This is a genomic window from Pseudomonas sp. ITEM 17296 (assembly GCF_028895205.1).
Taxonomy (GTDB): domain Bacteria; phylum Pseudomonadota; class Gammaproteobacteria; order Pseudomonadales; family Pseudomonadaceae; genus Aquipseudomonas; species Aquipseudomonas kermanshahensis.
The window spans coordinates 36,408-56,548 of the sequence record NZ_WJRS01000006.1; the positions used below are offsets into that span (position 1 = coordinate 36,408).

The following is a 20,141-nucleotide window of genomic DNA, read 5'->3' on the forward strand; positions in this document are numbered from 1 at the left end:
GCGGTGAGGTAGCAGGGAAACAATAAAAAAGGAACCGCGGCACCAGGGAGAGTGAGCACCGCGGTTCAAGGGGGGAGCAGGTTATTTTTGGGTCACAGTGGCCATGTTCGCGCTGCCCAGCTGGCTGATGGTGGCGGTTTGCGCCATGCCGCTCTGGTCGACGAACGCCTTGTTGCCCTGGCCACCCTGGGTCACGTAGGCGACGTTGATGCTGTCGGCCTGCTTGATGGTGGCCTCGTTGCCACTGCCGTAGAGCTGGTTGGTGTAGCTCTGGTTGCTATAGCCGGACTGGTCCAGGTTGATGACGTTGCCGGTGCCCTCGCTGCTGCCGAAGGCATAGTTGTCGGTACCGCGCTGGTCGGCGACCAGGATGTTGTCGGTGCCGTTTTGCTCGAAGAACAGTTCGTTGTTGCTGTCGGCCTGCTTGGTCTGCATCGCGTTGTTGTTGCCGGTCTGGTTCAGCGTGGCCAGGTGGTTGTCGCCGTTCTGCGTCAGGTTGACGCCGTTGCCGTTGCCGTACTGGTTGATCACGGCCGTCTGGTTGACGCCGAACTGGCCGCCCATTTTGTCGCCTTTCCAGTTGCTGGCGGTGATCTTGTTGCCGTTGCCTTGGGTGGTCACGGTCAAGTTCAGGTTTTCGCCGTTCTGGTAGGTGTAGTGCAGGTTGTTGTTACCGGTCTGCGAAATGGTGGTGGTCGAGTTGTTGCTCTCGAACTGGTCCGACCAGCTGGCGTTGGCCTTGCCTTTTTGCGTGAGGGTGGCCTTGTTGGCGTCGCCGAAGCTTTGGTCGATGTAGCCTTCGTTGAGCTGGCCGGTCTGGGTGACGTTGGCCTGGCTGCCGACTTGCGTGTCTTGCCAGACCTCCACCGAGTTGCCGGTACCGGTCTGGCTGAGGCCGATGGTGCCACCCTCGCCGTCGCGCTGGTCGCCGTAAGCCCAGTTTTCCTTGCCGTCCTGGTAGATCTGGATGTTGCCGTCGTTATGCGTCAAGTGCTCGGCGGCGGCGTAGTTGTCGGCGCCTGCCTGGATGATCATGCTCTGGTTATTGCTGCCGCCGAAGGTCTGCTCGACGAAGGCTTCGTTGCGCTGGCCGGACTGCTGGGTGGTGGCCTGGCTGCCCAGCTGGCTGTCCTGCCATACGGTCGAGCGGTTTTCAGTGCCTTGCTGGGTCTGCAGCGACTGGTTGTTCTCGCCCAGCGACTGGCTGGCGAAGGCATCGTTATAGCTACCTCCGGCCTGCTGGGTGATCTGGCTGCCATTTTCGAACAACTGCTCGGCGTAGCCTGCGTTGTACGAGCCGGTGGCGCTTTGTTGGATATCGCTGGTGCTGTTGGCCTGCACCGCCAGGTGATTGTGGCCCTTGCCGGTCTGCGACTGGGTGGCCGAGGCGAACGGCGCGAGGGTCTGGGTCACTTCGGCAATGTTTTCCTTGCCGTCTTGGGTCTGGGTCGAGGTGCTGTCGGCAGCCATGACCTGGCCTGCAAGGGCGAGGACGATAGCGGCACTGAGGGGGGCGAGCTTGAACATGGTGGTGCCTCCAGGTCTATCGGTATTGGGTGATCTGAACATGCTGGCCATTGCCGGCTTGGGTCACGGAGCTGTTGAGGCCCGTGCCGGACTGCACGATGTTGGCGCTGTTGTTGTTGCCGATCTGGTCGATGGCAGCGCTGTTGCTGCTGCCGCTCTGGCGGATCGACGCGCTGTTGCCATATCCCTGCTGGCTGATGCTGGCCATCAGGTCACTACCTTCTTGCAGGATGTACGCCTCTTGCGCGCCCCCGGCCTGGACGATGCGGCCCAGCAGGGCCTGGCCGTTCTGGTCGAGGGCGGCGCGGTTGCCCGTGCCTTGCTGCTCGATCACCGCTGCCTGGCCGGCGCCGACCGGTAACAGGCGGATGATCACGGGGTCACCGAGGTCATTGCCGGCCGCAAGGTCGGCGTTGTCCATCAGGTCCTCGGCCCAGCTGGCCTGGCCCGCCAGGGCCAGGCAGAGCAACAGTGGATACAGGCATTTCATGGCGTTCTCCCGCCTTCTACTGCACGACGACGTTGACGGTGCGTGTGGTCCCTGGGCTGGTGGTGATGGTCGCCGTCGGCGCGGCGGTCGGGATCACCGTGGTGCTGTTGCTGACCGCCAGGCGCCAGCGCCCGGTGACCGGTACGGTAGTGGTGCCCAGGGTTTGCACGCCGGTGGTGGTGGTGACACGTACGGTCACAACGTTGCCGGTGGTCACCGACGAGGTGCCGCTGATGTCCCAGTTGTACCGGTTGTTGGAGCGTGCCGTGACCGTGGCTGCGGTGACCGCAAAGGTCTCGGCGGCTGGGCGTGGCGACACGTTGACCGTGACGGTGCCGGCGTTGGACAGCGCCCCCAGCGAGTCACGCACCTGGTAGGTGAAGGTGGTGGTAAAGGCCGCCGTCACCGTGGCCGGTGGGGTGTAGGTCACCGTCGTGCCATCGGTGCTGACGGTGCCTCGGCCGGCAGCGGGTTGTGTGACGGCGGCAACGGTCAACGGCAGGTTGCCTTCCGGGTCGGTGTCGTTGGCCAGCACGTTGATGGTCAGCGGCACGCCCAGGGTGGCGACCGTTTCCGGGTTGGCCGTTGGCGCCTGGTTGGGCGCAACGTTGATGGTCACCGTGGCCGGTTCCGACTTCAGGCCTTTGGCATCCACCGCCCGGTAGTTGAAGGTGGCCACCAGCGGTTGCGTGGCACCGGCGGGTGGGGTGTAGGTAACCGAGGTGGTGCCGTTGAGCACGACGCCGCCAAGGCCGGTACCGGGTTGGGTCAGGTCGCTGATGGCCAGCGGTACGTTGCCGTCCGGGTCGCTGTCGTTCAGCAGCAGGTTGAGGGTCAGCGGGATGCCGACACTGGTGCTGCCGACATCGGCCTGGGCCAGCGGCGGTTGGTTGGCCGCCTCGACCGGCGCATTGCCGACCACGATCACCGGTTCCACATCGCTGCCGCCATGGGCCGACTTGACCGTGACAGTGGCCGGCGGCTGTGCCAGGTCATTCACGGTCAGGCTCTGCAACGTGCCCGATTTGGACATCCGGCCATAGCCTTGGGCGAGCATGTCGGGGATGGCCACTTCGTCGCTGGAGCGGGCCTCGATGAACAGGCGCTTGTTGGCCCAGTCGTAGCGTGCGGTGCTGACCTTGACCACGTCAGTCAGCTTGCTCGACAGTGCGGTCGGCTGGGTCCCGGCAGTGCTGTTGCTGGCAGTCACCACCACCACGGCGGGCGGCACGGCCTGGCCGAACTGCTGGCTGAAGAACAGCCCGTTGTTGTCTGTCAGCAGGTTGAACTGGCAAGGCGAAGGCGGCGTGCCGATCAGTGCCAGGCCATTGCGCATGCACAGACTAGCGTCATGCGGGGCCTTGGCGAACACCTCCACACGGGTGCCGGAGCCGTTGCGCGAGTAGGTGGCGCGCTCCAGGGTCACTGGCGTTTGCGCACGCTGGTCGAGCACCTTGCCAGACACGGTGAACAGCGACGTTTCGATACGCCCGGGCGGGCCGTCGATACGGATGAAGTTGGTGTTGAACGGGCTGCCGACCACGGTCTCGGGCCTGTTCGGGTCACCAATGAAGGTGTCGGTGGCGCCGGTGTCTGGGTTGACCTCCAGGTACGGCCCGCCAGCGCCTCTTAGCCATGGGCCCAGCGCGCCGTTGAGCGCACCGGTGAAGTTACCGGGGGCACCGATGCCGATGTCACGGGTGATGTTGATCGCGCGACGGCCAGGGGTGGTGACGTTGACCGTCTCGACACCGTAGGGGTGGGTAATGGTGTAGACACCGGCCCGGGGTACCGAGACGCGGATGCGGATGCGGGCAAAGCTCTGCTGGTCGCCATCCACCGGGTTTTCAGCGGCAAAGGCGGCCTCAAGGCCGGCGACATAGGCGTCCAGCTCATAACCGCTGTTGCCCACTGCCGGGATGGTGGCTTCGGCCAGGAACCAGAACATCTCGGGTGGCCAGTTGTCGGGGAACACCAGGGGCAAGGCGTCGTCGTAGATGCCCGGCTCCGGCAACAAGGTACACATGTAGGACGGTGCACCCGGCGCGCCGACAACCCGCGAACTGGTGGCGCGTGACTGGCACAGCTCAAGCGACAGATCGTTGCCGTCCTTGTACCACATCGGGTAACCGCCGGTGGCGAAGGTGTAGGGCCCGGGGTCGACATCGGACAGCGCGGCGAAGGCAGCGCTGGTGACAGTGAGGGAGAAACCGGCGGCGAACAGCGCACGGCGTGGCCAAGTGTTCATGCTGCCTCCTTGAGGGCTGAGCCTTTGTCTGTTCATGGCACCAGCACCACGTCTTCGCTGTCGCTACCGCCATTGGCGCTGGTGACTTGCACCTTGGCCGGTGGGATGGGCGAAAGGGATGTGCTCAATGTCTTCACCGCGCCGTTGCCACTGAGGTTGCCCAGCAACGTGCCGTTGCCGGTGTGGGCGGTGAGGGCGGGCGGGCTGGTTTCGTCACTGGTGCTGGCGACCAGCGTCAGTTGCCCGGTGGACAGGTGGTATTCAGCCTGAGTGATGGTCACCAGGTCGGTCAGTGGCAGGTTGGCCGTGGTCAGGCTGCTGGTCGGGATGGCCACGCTGTTGTCGGCGGTCAGTACCAGCGTGGTGGGCACATTCGGGTTGAGTACCGACTGGGCGTACCAGGCACCGGTGCCGTTGGCTTCGGTCAGGTTCAGGTTTGGTGTCTGACTGGTCAGGGTGACGGCGGCCGGTGGCGGCGGGGCCATGACGAAGACATCTTGCTGGGCGTGCAGGTCGCCATTCTCGGTGCGCCGCGAGTAGGTGGTGCGCTGCGGCATCAGCGGCGTGGGCAGGGCAACATCGGAAAGCTTGCCCGAGATCGAGAACAGCTCGGTCCGCAGGTCGATGCCCCCCGGGCCTTCGATGCGCACGAAGTTGGTGTTGAACGGGCTACCGGTCACACGCTCATCCAAGTTCGGGTCGCCGATGAAGCGCTCGCTGCCTTCGGTGTAGGGGCCATTGACGCTGCGCAGGAACGGCCCGACATCGCCTTTGAGCGCGCCGCTGAAGTCGCCAGCGCCAGCGATGCCGATGTCGCGGGTCATGTTGATCGCCCGGCGCCCACCGGCCGGTACGTCAAAGACTTCGACCCCGTAAGGGTGGGTGACCACGTACGTGCCTGCGGTCGGCACATCGACGCGAATACGCACCCGGGCGAAGCTGACCTGGTCGCCTTCGACGGGCTCTTCGGCGGCAAATGCTGCCTCGATGGCCGTGCCGTAGCTCAAGTCGATGCCCCGTGCAGCGTCGACGATGGCGGCGTCGGCGGTGAACCAGAAGGCTTCGTCAGGGAAGTTGGTGGGGAAGGCGATGGGTTGGGTGTCGTCGAACACGCCGGGGGTGGGTAGCAGTGTGCACATGTACGCCGGCGCGCCGGGAGCACCGGCGACCCTTGAACTCACCGCTTTGGTCAAGCACAGGTCGAGGGTGCGACCATGACTGTCCTGGTACCAGCCTGCAAAGTTGCCGTTGGCAAGGTTGTAGGGGCCGGGGTCGACAGCGTTCAATGCAGCCTGTGCCGGGATCTGGAGCATGCCGGCGAAAATCGCCACTGCCAGCGGGTGGGGTATCGGTCGGAGCATGAGTCAATTCCTCCTGCAAACGGGCCCATGGACTTGGGGCGTCTGGGAGGAGATCGGCAATAGGCGTGCCAAACCGAAATAAATGACTCGCAGGCGTTGTACAACGGGGGATACGGCCGTTTCGTGGGTTTCTTTTACGGTGCTTGCCAATGGGCCCGGTACCCCCAGCATTGGGGAATTGGGTCGGTGGTTGCGACCCACTCGCTTGCCTGTGCGGCCCGCTTCTATGTCGGTGTTTTTGGTGATTTGGAAGTGCGTGGTTTCCGTGGTTTTTTCTCCGGACGCTTGCCGGGTTTTAGCTGCCAACGGTCGGCATTGGCGAGTAGGCGTTCCTGGATGTCGGGCGGGTAGTCACTCAAGGTGGTGGGTGGAGGTACTGGTTTGCCGGGCAAGCCGGCCTCGCGGATCACCTTCGGCCAGCGTGGTCGCCAGCACAGCAGCAGGCTGAACCAGTGCGCGGTGCCGACGATGACGAAAGCGGGCCAGACCATGAGCAGGGCGAGTTTGAACAGCCAGCTGCTTTTGCGGAAGAAACGGCCGAGGCCTTCGAATTGGGCGCTGAATGCCTGGATGGGCGAGGGTAACCGGGTGCTTAGACGGGGGCGGGGGACGGCGTGAGGGCCTTCTTCCATGTAGCGGCGGATGAACTCCCATTCGTCACGGAGCTCGCTGCCGCCTTGGCCTTGCTTGCCGAGTAAGGCCATTTCCATATGGGGCAGGCCGGTACGGCTGGGGTGCCAGACCAGGCCTAGTCTCATGCCCACGCTTAGTGAGTCGTCCTCTGGATACAGGCCTGTGCTTCCGGTTGTTCTCCAGGGGAAGGTTACGATGCCGCCGCAATAGTTTGGCCGATGAAGATGGACTTGTTGAGTCTTTCGATTGAAGCGAATAAGCAGATGGCGGCTGGTCAGTATTTCTAATCGACTAAGTTTTATGCCATATTTCGAGTAAAAGTATAGTGCGGCTCCTGAAGCCCAGGCCAAGGTTATCGTGAGCACTACTGCTAAAAAAGAGCTTGAAGCACGGCTTGTGATGTCGAGCCAGATGGAGCCAACTGCTATATAGATTCCTAAGGCAATGCCTGGGAGAATCCCGCCTAATGTGATAAGTGTAATTAGCCCCCGCTTTTCTTCCGAACCGCCGCAACGCATGTCCATAAATATTTCATTAAAGGCAAAAACAGGGCCGCGTGCGTTGGGCTTTTCGCTGACCTGTCGAAAATGTATGTCCTTCTCCACGTCTCCCTCATAAAAATCCTTATTAGCGCGTTTCGCTCTTGGCGTAATCTCTGCCTCGTACGCCTTGCGTGCGGCCTCTGGCTCTGTTGCCATTTGCCAGAAGCCCCATTCGATCAAATACAATTTAAGACCTCTTTAAAAGCCGAATGTAGATTGTCTAATTCCTTCTGTTGTTCCGGAACAGTCGACGATGGGGGCTGCTGAATAGCGCGGGGCGGTAGCCGGATGTGACGGCTGCGCAGGTCGAGCGTGTCGATCATGGATGACATCAATCGAACTCCTTCGACTTTTTGGGCGTACGCGGTTTGCGTGATTTCTTCTCAGGACGCTTGCCAGGCTTGAGTTGCCAACGGTCGGCATTGGCGAGTAGGCGTTCTTGGATGTCGGGCGGGTAGTCACTCAAGGTGGTGGGTGGAGGCACTGGTTTGCCGGGCAAGCCGGCCTCGCGGATCACCTTCGGCCAGCGTGGTCGCCAGCACAGCAGCAGGCTGACCCAGTGCGCGGTGCCGACAATGACGAAAGCGGGCCAGACCATGAGCAGGGCGAGTTTGAACAGCCAGCTGCTTTTGCGGAAGAAACGGCCGAGGCCTTCGAATTGGGCGCTGAACGCCTGGATTGGGGAGGGTAACTGGGTACTCAGCCGGGGGCGGGGGACGGCGTGTGGGCCTTCTTCCATGTAGCGGCGGATGAATTCCCATTCGTCGCGGAGCTCGCTGCCGCCTTGGCCTTGCTTGCCAACGAAGGCCATTTCCATGTGGGGCAGGCCGGTATGGCTCGGGTGCCAGACCAAGCCGAGTCTCATGCCGAGACTGAGTGAGTCATCCTCAGGAGATACAGCGGTGCTTCCGGTGGTTTTCCATGGAAACGTCACGATACCCCCGCAGTATGCAGGTCGATGAAGATGAATCTGTTGAGTTTTTCGATTGAAACGGATAAGGAGGTGTCGACTGGTGAGTATTTCTAGACGTGTAAAGCGGAATCCATATTTAGCATAAACATAGTAAAACCCACAGCCTATGGACAGCATGTATGTGCTGAATAAAATAGAGAACACCGAAAGGAACTCAGCTTGGGTGGCGTTGATGTAAATGGAGCCAAAGGTTATATGCAGCCATGCGTAGGTCATTGGGCCTAGGCCTCCGAGAGTCATCATTGTGATTACTCCACGTTTCTCTTCCGAGCCGCCACAGCGCATATCCATGTAGGTGTCATTGAACGCAAATACGGGGCCGCGCGAATGCGGAGTAGTACTCACCGATTTGAAATGAACACCCTCCCGTAAGTCACTCTCGTACAGATCCCAAGCTAGATACTTATGGGTTGGTACTGTCTCAGCATCAGCTGCCGTGCGCGCAGCTTTTGACTCAGTGCATGTCTTCCAGAATCCCCATTCGATCAAATACAATTTGAGACCTCGCTGAAAGCCGAATATGGAGCGCCTAATTCCTCCTGTCGCTCAGATGCAGTTGGCTGTTGCTCGGAGCCGTAGCTGGAAGTGATACACCTGCGCAGGTCGATCATGGATGACATCAATCGAACTCCTTCGGCTTTTTGGGCGTACGCGGTTTGCGTGGTTTCTTCTCGGGACGCTTGCCGGGCTTGAGCTGCCAACGGTCGGCATTGGCAAGCAAGCGCTCCTGTATGTCTGGCGGGTAGTCACTCAAGGTGGTGGGTGATGGCACTGGTTTGCCGGGCAAGCCGGCCTCGCGAATCACCTTCGGCCAGCGTGGTCGCCAGCACAGCAGCAGGCTGAACCAGTGCGCGGTGCCGACAATGACGAAAGCGGGCCAGACCATGAGCAGGGTGAGTTTGAACAGCCAGCTGCTTTTGCGGAAGAAACGGCCGAGGCCTTCGAATTGGGCGCTGAATGCCTGAATGGGCGAAGGCAGTTGGGTGCTTAGACGGGGGCGGGGGACGGCGTGAGGGCCTTCTTCCATGTAGCGGCGGATGAACTCCCATTCGTCGCGGAGCTCGCTGCCGCCTTGGCCTTGCTTGCCGACGAAGGCCATTTCCATGTGGGGGAGGCCGGTATGGCTGGGGTGCCTTATCAGGCCCAGTCTCACGCCCACGCTGAGTGAGTCGTCCTCTGGATATAGGCCTGTACTTCCGGTTGTTCTCCAGGGGAAAGTTACGATGCCGCCGCAATAACTTGGTCGATGGAGGTGGACCTGTTGGGTTTTTCGATTGAAGCGAATGAGTAAGTGACGGCTGGTCAGCATCTCCAAACGTGTGATTTTCATCCCATATTTTGAGTATAGATATAGTGCGGTGCCAGCGACTAGCATCATGATAAGGGTGAGTGCCAAAGTTATAAATGAGCGTGAATCTGGAACCGTTATATCAACCCAGAGAAAATTTAATGCGGTGATTGTCGTGACGCCTATGATTGGCATAACTCCGACGAGCATCGCAAGCGTAAGTAGTCCACGTTTTTCTTCTGAACCACCGCAGCGCATCTCCATGTAATCATCGTTGAAGGCGAAAACGGGGCCGCGCGTATTAGGTTTTTCGCTGACAGACCGGAAATGAATATCTTCTTCCAGATCCCCCTCGTATAAGTCTTTAGCTGATCGCTTCTCTGAAGGTGTCATCTGTGCTTCGGAGGCTTTTCGCGTGGCTTTTGACTCGGTTGCCATCTGCCAAAATCCCCATTCGATCAAGTACATTACAAAACCTCACTAAACGCGGAATATAGAGCGTTCAATTCATCTTCTTCCTTATAAGTGCTGGAGCTATTTCCGATGCGGAAACAACTGCGTTTGCACCATTTCTCCAGTGCGTCATCTTCAAGAATGTAAATTATGAGCGTTAGGGCGAGGCCTATCCAAAAGGCTCCCAGTACTAATCGAGCGAGTAGCAGACGTGCCGCTTGCGTGCCGAGAGTGTTTGCGAGCCCTGCCATGGATCGGCTAAGCAGTTTTACTATTTTATTAGAGCTTGAATTTGCCAAGTGCTCGAACAGTGGTCTCGCAATCGCGACGGCTGTTCCGAACTCTGCCAATGATAATGTAATGGTTGCTGATCCTCGTAGAATGTATGCAGCTGCCAGCATTCTCGATTTCTTCCACTCTTGCTTCGTAGTCGGATTGCTTTCTAGTTGCTTATGCCAGTCTACAAAATCCCACCACGCCAGCACCCCCCCGCCCATACTGGCCAAACTCCCCCCCCAGAGCTTTAACCTCCCCAAGCTCGCCGCCGCCCCTCTCCCGGTCACACTATTCGCGCCATACCGCGTCACCACCTGGTCCACATAACTGGCTCCAATCTCGAAGCCTGCCGCAGCCGTAGTCATGGCCGCTGCAAAGAGCTCGGTCTTCACCCGTGCATTACTGTCTGGCAGTTCGCGTGCCTTGAAGGCCATCAGCATGCCTTCGAGCAAACACACCAGGCCTGCAGCACGCACCTTGTAGAAGTCGCTGTTGTTGGCCTGTATCAGGCCTTCAGCCCAGGCCTGGTCCAGATAGCGGGCAACCTGGGCACCACTGCGCTGTGGGTTCAAGGGCTGCCCACTACGAGCCGCTTCTCCCAGGCGTATGTCGACGGCCGTTTCATGTACCGAGGCGAACAATGTCAGCCGCAGGCCATGGTGCAGCGCGCGGTCCACACTGCTGGGCGCCCCGGTACGCAGCACTTGGCGCCCCAGCGCGACGTACCAGGCATACAAGCCGATGCTGGCGGTACTGTTTCTGCTTTGTAGCTCCTCGTATAGCGTGTTGATGCGCCCGAAGGCATTCGCCGCGATGTGCGCCTGCCGGGCGAGCGACTCACGCAACGTGAAAGACGTCTCTGAGGCCGGCTCGGCCTTGGCCGCTTCCAGAAGCGCGGCAAGCGCTTCGCGGATGTCATCCTGGTTGTAGCTGATGCCGCGCATTGCCAGATTGCTCCGATGCGCCACATCGCTGCGCCACCAGTGGTCCAGTACCGTCGCGCCCCACTCGCTGAGCTCCATGCCGATTACGCACTGGCCGGTTTGCTCGGCAAAGGCCAAGCCATTGATCAGGTCGGCATTGTCGTAACGGTCCAGGGCCTGCAGCAGGCGTTCGCTGAGGAGCCATCGGGTATGGTCTTTGGCGCGGTCTTCTGCAGCTTGCTGGGCTTGTTGCATCGCTTGCTCGAAGCCTGCGAGCTGATCGTGCATGGCTTGGCGGTCGACCAGATGGCCGTACTTCTGGTCGAACTTCTTGCTGAATTCGCCAGCATCCTGGCGGGCCTGAACCTTGGCCCGGACTTCGCGTTCGTACTGCGCCAGATGAGGTTTGATACGGGCGGCATGCGCATCGGCCTGTTGGCGAGCGTGGTCGGTAAACCCATAGAAGTCCACAGGCGTCACCGGCTGCTTGCGCACGGCCTCGGCCATGACCTCACGCTTGACGATGCGCTCGGCCATCATCTGCGGGTAGAGCTTCTCGATTTCCAGAAACGACTGCGCAACAAGCAGTTTGCGCTCATTGTCCACGCCGGGTTCCACAACGCGCTGTAGCCAGTGGGTCTTCACCTCGTCGACGGCTGCATTGCGCCAGGCATTGAGCTCTTGGGTAATGCCGAGGGCATCCTCGATCACGATAGCGGCGCCGCGCGGCTTGGTTTGATTCATGGGCGGTGCCAGGGCTTGCCGTGAAGCGTGCGGGGACACGATCTGAGCGTTGTTGAACGGCTGCAGGTCGAGCAGGGCCTGCAGGTCTGCGTCGTCCTGGGCCTTGAAGTCGGCTACCCAGTTCAGTTGGTCGTGCTTGAGCACGTGGGGCTGTGGCGGCGCGTCAGAGGGTTGAATGAACCCTGCGATATCGATCGCGGGCAGGCTGCTGCGGTACTCGTCTTCGAGCAGGCGGTAGTTGTCGAGCATGCGCGGCGTGAGCGGGGAGGGGCTGAACAACGGGCGCAGCTCCTGGATGTCGTCCAGGTCGTAGAGCGTGATGGTCCAGCCGAAGGCGCGGATGATATCCTCCAGGTTGCCTGCGCTAGGGGCAGGCTCCCATGGGGCGTCGGCGCTGATGTACAACAGTGAGCCATTCGGCGCCACGCGGTACTGGCTGTGCCATTCGTGCGCCGGTGCGCTGTGGCGTTTGATCAGCAGGTAAAGAAAGCCTTCGCGCAGCGGGCGGATGGCGTAGCTGGAGTGGTTCAGTGAAGCCACCTCCTGAAAGGGGCTGAGGTAGCCCGGCAACTTGGGCAAGCGGGCGCGTTGTGCCGGATTGCCGCCAACGGCGGCATAGCGCAAGGGCAGCAGTTCGAAGCGGCGGGTGCAGTCGGCGACGGGGCTGTTGCGTAGCGCGGGGCGGTAGCCGGTTGTGATACGTCTGCACAGGTCGAGCGTGTCGGTGAGCGAATCCATGGGCGTGTGTTTTAGTCCTTTGTGCGCAGGCGTCGCTGCACGTTGTCGATAAGGGCGGTGTGCTGTTCGCGGGTGGCGATGATTGCCTCCTGCCAGGCCGGTGAGGTGTTGAGCTGATCACCGTCGCGAGCCATCATCAGTACATAGGTGATCAGATCCTCCTCACGGGCCAGGCCTTGCTCGCGTGCCTGGTCGAGGTAATGCTGGATCAGGCCGACGCGCGTGCCGTGGCAGGCACCCGCCAAGGTTGGGCAGTGCTGAACGTCCTTCAGTACCTCGGCAAGTTGGTAGCTCAGCGGGTCGCCGGCCAATGCTGCCCAGCAATCTTCGTCCAGTGTGATCGGCGTGACGTGCGCAGCGTGAGGTTGGTCGCCGCCCGCTATTTGCAACCACAGCGTTTTGTGTGGATGTGCTACAGGTGCCCACCAGTGATAGATGGGCGCCAACCATTCGCTCACCCCAGGCAAGTGACGGTGGCTATCGAGCGCTTGCAGTGCAGCAGCGGTGTGGTAACGCAGAAGGTACGAATGGCCATCTGCGCCTGTGACGATGTTGGCCTGGCTCAAATGCAGCGCGAGTTCGGCAGGTGGCAATGCGCTGATTATCCAGCCACATACCGCGCCCTCTGCACCTTGTTCGAGCTGCCATTTAAAGTCGTACTGGGCTGAAACATCGGAGCCGGGACGCGAGCCGAACAGCCAGGGGCCCACTGCCCGCAAATTGCTGAATTGGGCTTGCTGTAACAGTGGCCAGCAGCGCTGCGAGTAATACTCGAGCAGGTTTTCCCGAGCCTTCGGTGAAAGATCGGCCATTTCCACAACCGCGCTCAGGCGATACCGGTCGGATACTCGCAGGGCCTTGACCAGTGCTCTGACGAATGGGCTGGGCATCAGTGTGCTCCCGCCATACGGATCATGGTGTGGCCGTTTGTGATCGCTTTCCGCAAACAACTGAGGCAAACGGGCTCGCCGGGCTCAGGAATGCCAGCAGTCGAGGTTGTGCGTTGGCTGCCCTTTGCCTGCTGGTGGATCGGCCCTTTGAAGGCCACTGCCACACCGTCCAGCGTGACACCGGCCCCATCGATTCGTAGCAGCCCGCCTGGGCTCCGGATCGTGAGGCTCTCGCTGACCTGTATGTCATAAACCTTGGTGGTGTGCCGGATGGCTTCGCCGCTCTGCAATAGGTGATGACCGCCCACCACCTGTTCGAGGTGGCCACCAATGTCTACCGTGTGGTTGGCTTTGGTAATGTCCTGGCGCTGGTTGCCAACCGTCTCGATGCGGTCCTGGCCGGTGACGATCGTGTGCGTCCGGCCAATCTTCAAGCTGTTGTCATTGCCGATGTCGTGAATCCGATTTTGGCCGATGCTGACGGACTCGTCCCGGCCGACGTCTTCCCGGCGGTCCTGGCCAATCGAAACCGTTTCGTCACGTTCGACCCGTTCGGCGCGATCGTTGCCGACCTGCGTCGTTTCGTTATGCTTTACAACGTTGTTCTGGTCCCTTTCTGCATGGATGAACACCTCCTGGCGACCCAGTTCGTCCTCGAAACGCAGTTCGTTGAAGCCATCGCCCTTGTGGGTCTGGCTCTTGATGGTCATGCGCGTCTTGTGCTCGGGCAGGTCGTACGGGGGCAGCTGATTGCCGCAGTAGGTGCGGCCGGTGATCATCGGCTGGTCCGGGTCGGCGTTGACGTACTGGATGATCACGTCCTGGCCAATACGCGGGATGGCCATCGAGCCCCAGCTGCCACCGGCCCAGCCTTGCGACACCCGCACCCAGCAGGAGCTGAATTCATTGTTTTCGCTCTCCCTGTCCCAAGGGAAGCTGACCTTGACCCGGCCCCATTGGTCGCAATAAATCTCCTCGCCAATTGGACCGACGACGGTGGCCATGTGCGGGCCGTCGATGCGTGGCTTGGCCAACGGCGCCGGGCGCCATTCGGCTTTGCCTGGCACCAGCACGGCGTCTTGCGTGTAGCGCGTGCCTTGCCTGGCGCTGGCGGCTTCCTCTTGCAGGCTGGTGAACTGGGTACCTTCGTGGTGCACGTTGACCACACGCCAGTGATCGTTCAAGTCTGGCCGCGGGTGCCCGATCAGGGTGAAGCTCAGCCCCGGTTGCAGGCGCATGTCATCGCCTTGCACTTCGGCAATGCGGGCATCATGGCGCAGCGCGGTGATCCGGGTGGCGGTGAAGGGCACGCCGACCGCATCACGCTTGTAGCGGCCGGGGTAGTCGAAGCGCTCGTACGCGGTGGATTGGTGCGTCACGCCACTCGCTTCTGCGCGGTGTTCTTGGCGGTATTCCGGGTTGGTGAACGTATAGTCGCGTTGCACCTGTCGTGCAGTGCGCACCTGCTCGCTATAGCGTAGGCGGCGTAGACAAGGCTTTGCCTGAGCGCCCCCACTATTGGCGTGGTACAGCACTAAGTTGGGGTCGATGTCATCGTCATCACCGGTCTTGTTGCCCCCTCGGCTGATCTGCCCCAGCGAAAGCAACCGATCAGTAATGACCAGCATGTGGTGTTTGGGTGTGTGCTCGAAACGGTAGATAAAGCCTTCTTCGGCCGCCAGGCGGGCGATGAAGTCCAGGTCGGTTTCACCGGCCTGCACGCAGAACTCCCGTACCGCATGGTCACCGCAGCTGTGCAGCTCAAAATGAAGGATGCCTTGGCGCTTGAGCATGAGCTCAAGAATCTGCGGGGCGGTTTTGTTCTGGAAGATGCGCCAGTTCGAGCGCAGCCCGGCACGCGCCAGCGTGGGTTCGACCAAGGCGCGGTAACGCGTACGGTGAATGCTTGTCTCACCTTGGCTGAAGGTGCTGACCAGGCCGTGTATGTAGCGCAGTGGCTGGTCTCCCCGCCAGAGGGTGAACAGCACCGGTTTGTCGAGCAGTTGGCCAAAATCGACATCGTCTTGGTAACTGACCAGCTCCAGGTTTAACTGGAAGGGTGTGCTGATCGCTTCGTCGAGCTCGAACGAAACCACTTCAAACTCAACCTGGCCAACCAGCGGCTGGAAGGTAAAGCGCAAATCGGATTGGCTAGGCATGCGGATTCCCCCAAAAGTGCCTGAGTACGGTCATGACGAGCACTTGCCCGCTACTGCTGCAAGATGACGTTGAGCGACTCGAGAACTTCGGCGGGGATGACGGAGAGTACCTGCGGGCTCCAGGGTATTGCCGACAGCTTGCGCAGTGGGGGGCTTTCACGTGGTGGACGGCTATGCGACGGCTGCTCCCCACGCGCGTCTTCAAGCAGGATTGGCTGGTTGGTGGGCACTGTTTTACCAGTGCCATCGGGCTCACTGAACATTCCTGGTCCTCGTGTTTGGGCAGGCAGCGTATGCACTGGGCATGGGCCGACCGTGTGGCCAGACGCAAGCATTTAGCTGAAGCCTGAACACTAACGAGGAATCAATTCATGGGTGAGTACTGAGCGTCCTAAAAACGTGTAGGAAAGTTCGATTTCTATTCTGTTAAGAAACAATTGGTTGCAGGTAAACAAGGGCGAAGGGTGTGTTCAAGCATCTCGATTCGGCTCTTGCTCGGCGCAAAGCTGGGCTTGCAAGGGTAGTGAGCTGATCGAATGGGCTGGGGAACAATGGCTTGCAGGGCTGTGATTTGGCGCCTGCAAGGCCAGGCGGCCGTAGAACAGCAAGGCAGTGGCCCAGGTGGTGAACCAGACGAACAGCCCTGCCCAGAAGGTGTGGGACATGTAGTGCCAGCCTTGCAGCACGCGGGTGGTGCCGTAGACGAACCCCAGCAACAGGATCGCCACCAGCAGCTTGCGCGCATGCATCCAGCGGTGGCGTAGCGCTACGAAGTACAGGGCCAGCAAGGTGAAACCACTGGACGCATGACCGCCTGGCCAGCATCGGCCATCGCCGGCCTTGTCCAGCCAGGTGAAGTGCTCGAACCACTCGACCCGCGCCTGCTGGCCGCCGTACAGCGTCGTTTCCACCGGGCAGTACACGCTGGTATGGCTTTTCAGGTAGTGGATGACCGTGGTGCACAGCGCGAAGGCGACCACTACGAACAACAAGTCGCGACGGTGGTGGGTCGTGAAGCGCAATACTGGCGCGATTCGGGCGGTTTCCAGCCACCGCGTAAGGCCCCATTGCGGGTGATTGGCCAGGCGCGGCCAGGCGAACGACAGCAGCGAGCCGATCACGGCCAGTTCACCGGTCCAATTCGGTAATACCCGTGGCCACTTGTGGGTGACCTTTTCGAACCATTGATTGTGCAACAGCGGAAATTGACCGGTGGCCGGATCGATCAGCAGGTTGCTGATCCAGCGGTCGAGTTCGGTCAGGTCAAAGGCGACGAAGACGATGCCCGCCAGCAGCAGCGGTAGCAGCAGGTTGTTGCGGTAGAAGGCGGCGCGTGAAGGTACAGGCATGGTCAGATTTCCCGGGCATCAGCGAGTTTGCGCCACTGGCTGGCATCCATCTGGCCCAGCACGCGGGCCTTGCCATCTTCGCCCTGGGTGATGAACAGCGCGCTGGCGTAGCGGTTGGAATCCGCGTCAGTGTCGACGTTGAGCTGGCGCTCCACCTGCTCCAGGCAGCCACTGTGGCTGACCAGCACCAGGTTGCGGCCGGGTTGCTTATGGGCGAAGGCATTGCTGGCGAAGGTGTGGTCACACTGGTTGAGCCAGTCCTGGGTGGTGATGGCTTTGCCGAACATGAACTGCGCGGTCTGCCGAGTGCGCACTTCCGGACTGGCCCACACATCGGTGCTGAGCAGGCCAAGGCGTTGCAGGCCTTGGCCGACGTCGGCGGCTACCCGGCTGCCCGCCAGGGTAATACCAGTGGGGTCGTCCAGGCAGGCACCGCGTGAGCGGTCGCAGCGTTCGGCGTGACGAATTACCACGATGACTGAGCCCTTGGACCAGGCGCTGTGCAAGCCGCTGCTGTGCAGCGTATGCGGGTTGCCAAGGTCTGCAAGGGCGGGGCGTGCGGTTGCCCAGGCAGCGAGAGCCACCAGCGCGAGCGATACGCACATCGCCACCAGCAGCGCTTTGGCGCGGGGCAATCGGTAGGGCCGGGCGAGTTTAAGGGCCGGCGGGGTGTCGATGACGCCATGCAGCATGCTGTCACTCCAGTGAGCACGGGCAACGGAAGCGAACCTGAGGCTCGGATCCTTTGAGAGTGCGCGCACTTTAGGCAGGCGGATGTCAGCAGTAAGTGAGGCAGATGTGAAAATTGTCTTGCTGGGTATGCCCATGCCGGCGGCTTAGCGCTTAAGGAGCATTAAAAAAGTCAAGAATGAAACCGGTTTCAAAACATTTCTGAACGCGCTAGATTATTCGGCTGTCTTCTACACGCGCCCGCTTGCGCGAGTACCCCATTGAAAAATCAGATGGCGCAAACCAAGGCCGCCCCTACCGCTGATGAGGATTTGAAATGCCTGAGCATGCCCCAGACAATCCGCGCCGGGAATTCCTGCGCAAGACCTTGACCTTGATACCGGTCGCCACCGTGGCCAGCACCGGGCTGGGCCTGGGTGCCAGCCAACTGTTGGCCGAACCTGTGCGTGAGCCCAAGGTGCCTGTCGCTGCGCCTGCGGGCGATTATCAGCCAACCTTTTTCACCGCCGAAGAATGGGCCTTCGTGCAAGCGGCCGTTGCCCGCATCATCCCTGCGGACGAACTGGGCCCAGGTGCGCTCGAAGCGGGTGCCGCCGAGTTCATCGACCGCCAGATGAATACCCCCTATGCCACTGGCGCCCAGTGGTACATGCAGGGGCCGTTCAACGCCGACGCCCCACCAGAATTGGGCTACCAGCTGCAACTCAGCCCGCAACAGATCTACCGGCTAGGCATCGCTGCCGTGGACGGCTGGTGCAAAGCCAACTCGGGCCAAGTGTTTGCTGCGCAAGATAGCGCTACCCGAGACCGCATTCTCGCCAAGGTTGAAGCCGGTGAGCTGGTGTTCGACGCGCTGCCGGCCAAGCTGTTTTTCAGCTTGCTGGTACAGAACACCCGCGAGGGGTTCTTCTGCGACCCGATTCACGGTGGCAACAAAGGCATGGTGGGCTGGACCCAGATCGGCTTCCCCGGTGCACGGGCAGACTTCATGGACTGGGTCGAGCGCAACGAGCCTTACCCGTTCCCGGCAGTGTCGATCCGTGGCGAGAGGGCCTGAAGCATGGCGAATGTGTTGAAGAAAGTAGACGCCGTGATCGTAGGCTTCGGCTGGGCCGGCGCGATCATGGCCAAGGAATTGACCGAGGCGGGGCTGCAGGTGGTCGCCCTGGAGCGCGGGCCAATGCAGGACACCTACCCTGAGGGCAGCTACCCGCAGGTGATCGATGAGCTGACCTACAGCGTGCGCAAGAAGCTGTTCGTCGATGTGTCGAAAGAGACCGTCACTATCCGTCACAGCGTCAACGACGTTGCGCTGCCCAACCGTCAGTTGGGCGCCTTCTTGCCAGGCAAGGGCGTGGGCGGTGCGGGCTTGCACTGGTCCGGCGTGCATTTTCGGGTAGACCCGATCGAGCTGCGCATGCGCAGCCATTACGAAGAACGCTACGGCAAGGCGTTCATCCCTGAAGGCATGACCATCCAGGACTTCGGCGTCACCTACCAAGAGCTTGAGCCGTACTTCGATTTTGCCGAGAAGGTGTTCGGCACCTCGGGCCAGGCCTGGACCGTGAACGGCACGGTGGTGGGTGAAGGGAAGGGCGGCAACCCCTATGCGCCTGATCGCTCCAACCCGTTCCCGCTGCCCGCACAAAAAAATGTGGTGTCGGCAAAACTGTTCGAGAAGGCCGCCACCAGCCTCGGCTACAAGCCGTACAACCTGCCTTCGGCCAACACGTCGGGCCCTTACACCAACCCGTACGGCGCGCAAATGGGGCCGTGCAACTTCTGCGGCTTCTGCAGCGGCTACGTGTGCTACATGTACTCCAAAGCCTCGCCCAACGTGAACATCCTGCCCGCACTGCGCCAGGTGCCGAATTTCGAGCTGCGCGCCAATGCCCATGTGCTGCGCGTGAACCTGGATGACAGCAAGCGCAAAGCCACGGGCGTGACCTACATCGACGCCCAAGGCCGAGAGGTGGAGCAACCGGCGGACCTGGTGATTCTCGCAGCCTTCCAGTTCAACAACGTGCGCCTGATGCTGCTGTCCGGCATCGGCAAGCCTTATGACCCGGTCAAGAACGAAGGCGTTGTCGGGCGCAACTTCGCGTACCAGAACATGGGCACGGTCAAGGCGTTCTTCGACAAGGACACCTACACCAACAACTTCATCGGTGCTGGCGGTAACGGCATTGCGATCGATGATTTCAACGCTGACAACTTCGATCACGGCCCGCACGGTTTTGTCGGTGGTTCACCCATGTGGGTCAACCAGGCGGGCAGCCGCCCGATCGCCGGTATCGCCAACCCGCCCGGCACGCCCACCTGGGGCAGCGCCTGGAAGAAGGCCACAGCCGACTACTACACCCACCAGGTTTCGATGGACGCGCATGGCGCGCACCAGTCGTACCGTGGCAACTACCTGGACCTGGACCCGACCTACCGGGACGCCTTTGGCCAGCCGTTGCTGCGCATGACCTTCGACTGGCAGGAAAACGACATCAAGATGAACCAGTTCATGGTCGACAAGCTCAGCAAGATCGCCCAGGCGATGAACCCGAAGTCCATTGCTGTGTTGGGCAAAAAGGTCAAGGAACACTTCAACACTGCCAGCTACCAGACCACCCACCTCAACGGTGGCGCAATCATGGGCACTGACCCCAAGACCAGTGCGCTTAACCGCTATCTGCAGAGCTGGGACGTCCACAACGTTTTCGTCCCGGGGGCGTCGGCATTCCCGCAGGGGTTGGGTTACAACCCGACCGGTTTGGTCGCGGCATTGACGTACTGGTCTGCACGGGCGATCCGTGAGCAGTACCTGAAAAACCCTGGCCCACTGGTTCAGGCTTGAGGAGCGATGAGC

At 60.9% G+C, this 20,141-nt stretch carries 15 protein-coding genes; 2 read left to right on the forward strand and 13 right to left on the reverse strand.

Annotation, left to right across the window (positions count from 1 at the left end; genetic code table 11):
• Positions 1-81 precede the first annotated feature (81 nt).
• The 13 genes from GIB19_RS09110 to pmrG all read right to left on the reverse strand — a co-directional run bounded on the left by GIB19_RS09110 (position 82) and on the right by pmrG (position 17,286).
• Positions 82-1,527 (reverse strand): curlin, encoded by a 1,446-nt coding sequence (locus GIB19_RS09110; protein ID WP_238213878.1) that lies wholly within the window; start codon positions 1,525-1,527, stop codon positions 82-84.
• A 16-nt stretch (positions 1,528-1,543) separates the two neighbouring features.
• Positions 1,544-2,017, reverse strand: coding sequence for a curlin (locus GIB19_RS09115; RefSeq protein ID WP_027593362.1), 474 nt, complete (start codon positions 2,015-2,017; stop codon positions 1,544-1,546).
• A gap of 16 nt (positions 2,018-2,033) precedes the next feature.
• Positions 2,034-4,265, reverse strand: a complete 2,232-nt coding sequence (locus tag GIB19_RS09120; protein WP_274885257.1) for an Ig-like domain-containing protein — start codon at positions 4,263-4,265, stop codon at positions 2,034-2,036.
• Between the two features lie 32 nt (positions 4,266-4,297).
• The gene (locus tag GIB19_RS09125) at positions 4,298-5,626 is read right to left on the reverse strand and encodes a hypothetical protein (protein ID WP_027593360.1); all 1,329 of its coding nucleotides are present in this window, start codon (positions 5,624-5,626) and stop codon (positions 4,298-4,300) included.
• 224 nt (positions 5,627-5,850) lie between these two features.
• A complete protein-coding gene (locus GIB19_RS09130; protein WP_274885258.1) occupies positions 5,851-6,987 on the reverse strand; it encodes a DUF6708 domain-containing protein in 1,137 nt (378 codons plus the stop codon).
• Between the two features lie 145 nt (positions 6,988-7,132).
• On the reverse strand, positions 7,133-8,269 hold the full coding sequence (locus GIB19_RS09135; RefSeq protein WP_274885259.1) for a DUF6708 domain-containing protein: 1,137 nt from the start codon (positions 8,267-8,269) through the stop codon (positions 7,133-7,135).
• Positions 8,270-8,393: 124 nt separating this feature from the next.
• Entirely contained in the window at positions 8,394-9,530 is a 1,137-nt protein-coding gene (locus tag GIB19_RS09140; RefSeq protein WP_274885260.1) for a DUF6708 domain-containing protein, read from the reverse strand.
• Entirely contained in the window at positions 9,530-12,196 is a 2,667-nt protein-coding gene (locus tag GIB19_RS09145; protein ID WP_274885261.1) for a T6SS effector BTH_I2691 family protein, read from the reverse strand. The genes GIB19_RS09140 and GIB19_RS09145 overlap by 1 nt, the downstream gene beginning before the upstream one ends.
• 11 nt (positions 12,197-12,207) lie before the next feature.
• A complete protein-coding gene (locus GIB19_RS09150; protein ID WP_274885262.1) occupies positions 12,208-13,086 on the reverse strand; it encodes a DUF4123 domain-containing protein in 879 nt (292 codons plus the stop codon).
• Positions 13,086-15,245, reverse strand: coding sequence for a type VI secretion system Vgr family protein (locus tag GIB19_RS09155; RefSeq protein ID WP_274885263.1), 2,160 nt, complete (start codon positions 15,243-15,245; stop codon positions 13,086-13,088). The genes GIB19_RS09150 and GIB19_RS09155 overlap by 1 nt, the downstream gene beginning before the upstream one ends.
• 50 nt (positions 15,246-15,295) lie before the next feature.
• A complete protein-coding gene (locus GIB19_RS09160; RefSeq protein WP_274885264.1) occupies positions 15,296-15,508 on the reverse strand; it encodes a hypothetical protein in 213 nt (70 codons plus the stop codon).
• Between the two features lie 207 nt (positions 15,509-15,715).
• A complete protein-coding gene (locus GIB19_RS09165) occupies positions 15,716-16,594 on the reverse strand; it encodes a phosphatase PAP2 family protein (RefSeq protein ID WP_258704086.1) in 879 nt (292 codons plus the stop codon).
• 2 nt (positions 16,595-16,596) lie between these two features.
• Complete coding sequence (gene pmrG / locus GIB19_RS09170; RefSeq protein ID WP_274885265.1) at positions 16,597-17,286, reverse strand: lipopolysaccharide core heptose(II)-phosphate phosphatase PmrG; 690 nt, start codon at positions 17,284-17,286, stop codon at positions 16,597-16,599.
• Positions 17,287-17,600: 314 nt separating this feature from the next.
• Between pmrG and GIB19_RS09175 the strand changes: the two genes are divergently transcribed.
• A complete protein-coding gene (locus tag GIB19_RS09175; RefSeq protein WP_027593354.1) occupies positions 17,601-18,341 on the forward strand; it encodes a gluconate 2-dehydrogenase subunit 3 family protein in 741 nt (246 codons plus the stop codon).
• Positions 18,342-18,344: 3 nt separating this feature from the next.
• Entirely contained in the window at positions 18,345-20,129 is a 1,785-nt protein-coding gene (locus GIB19_RS09180) for a GMC family oxidoreductase (RefSeq protein WP_238213912.1), read from the forward strand.
• Positions 20,130-20,141 lie beyond the last annotated feature (12 nt).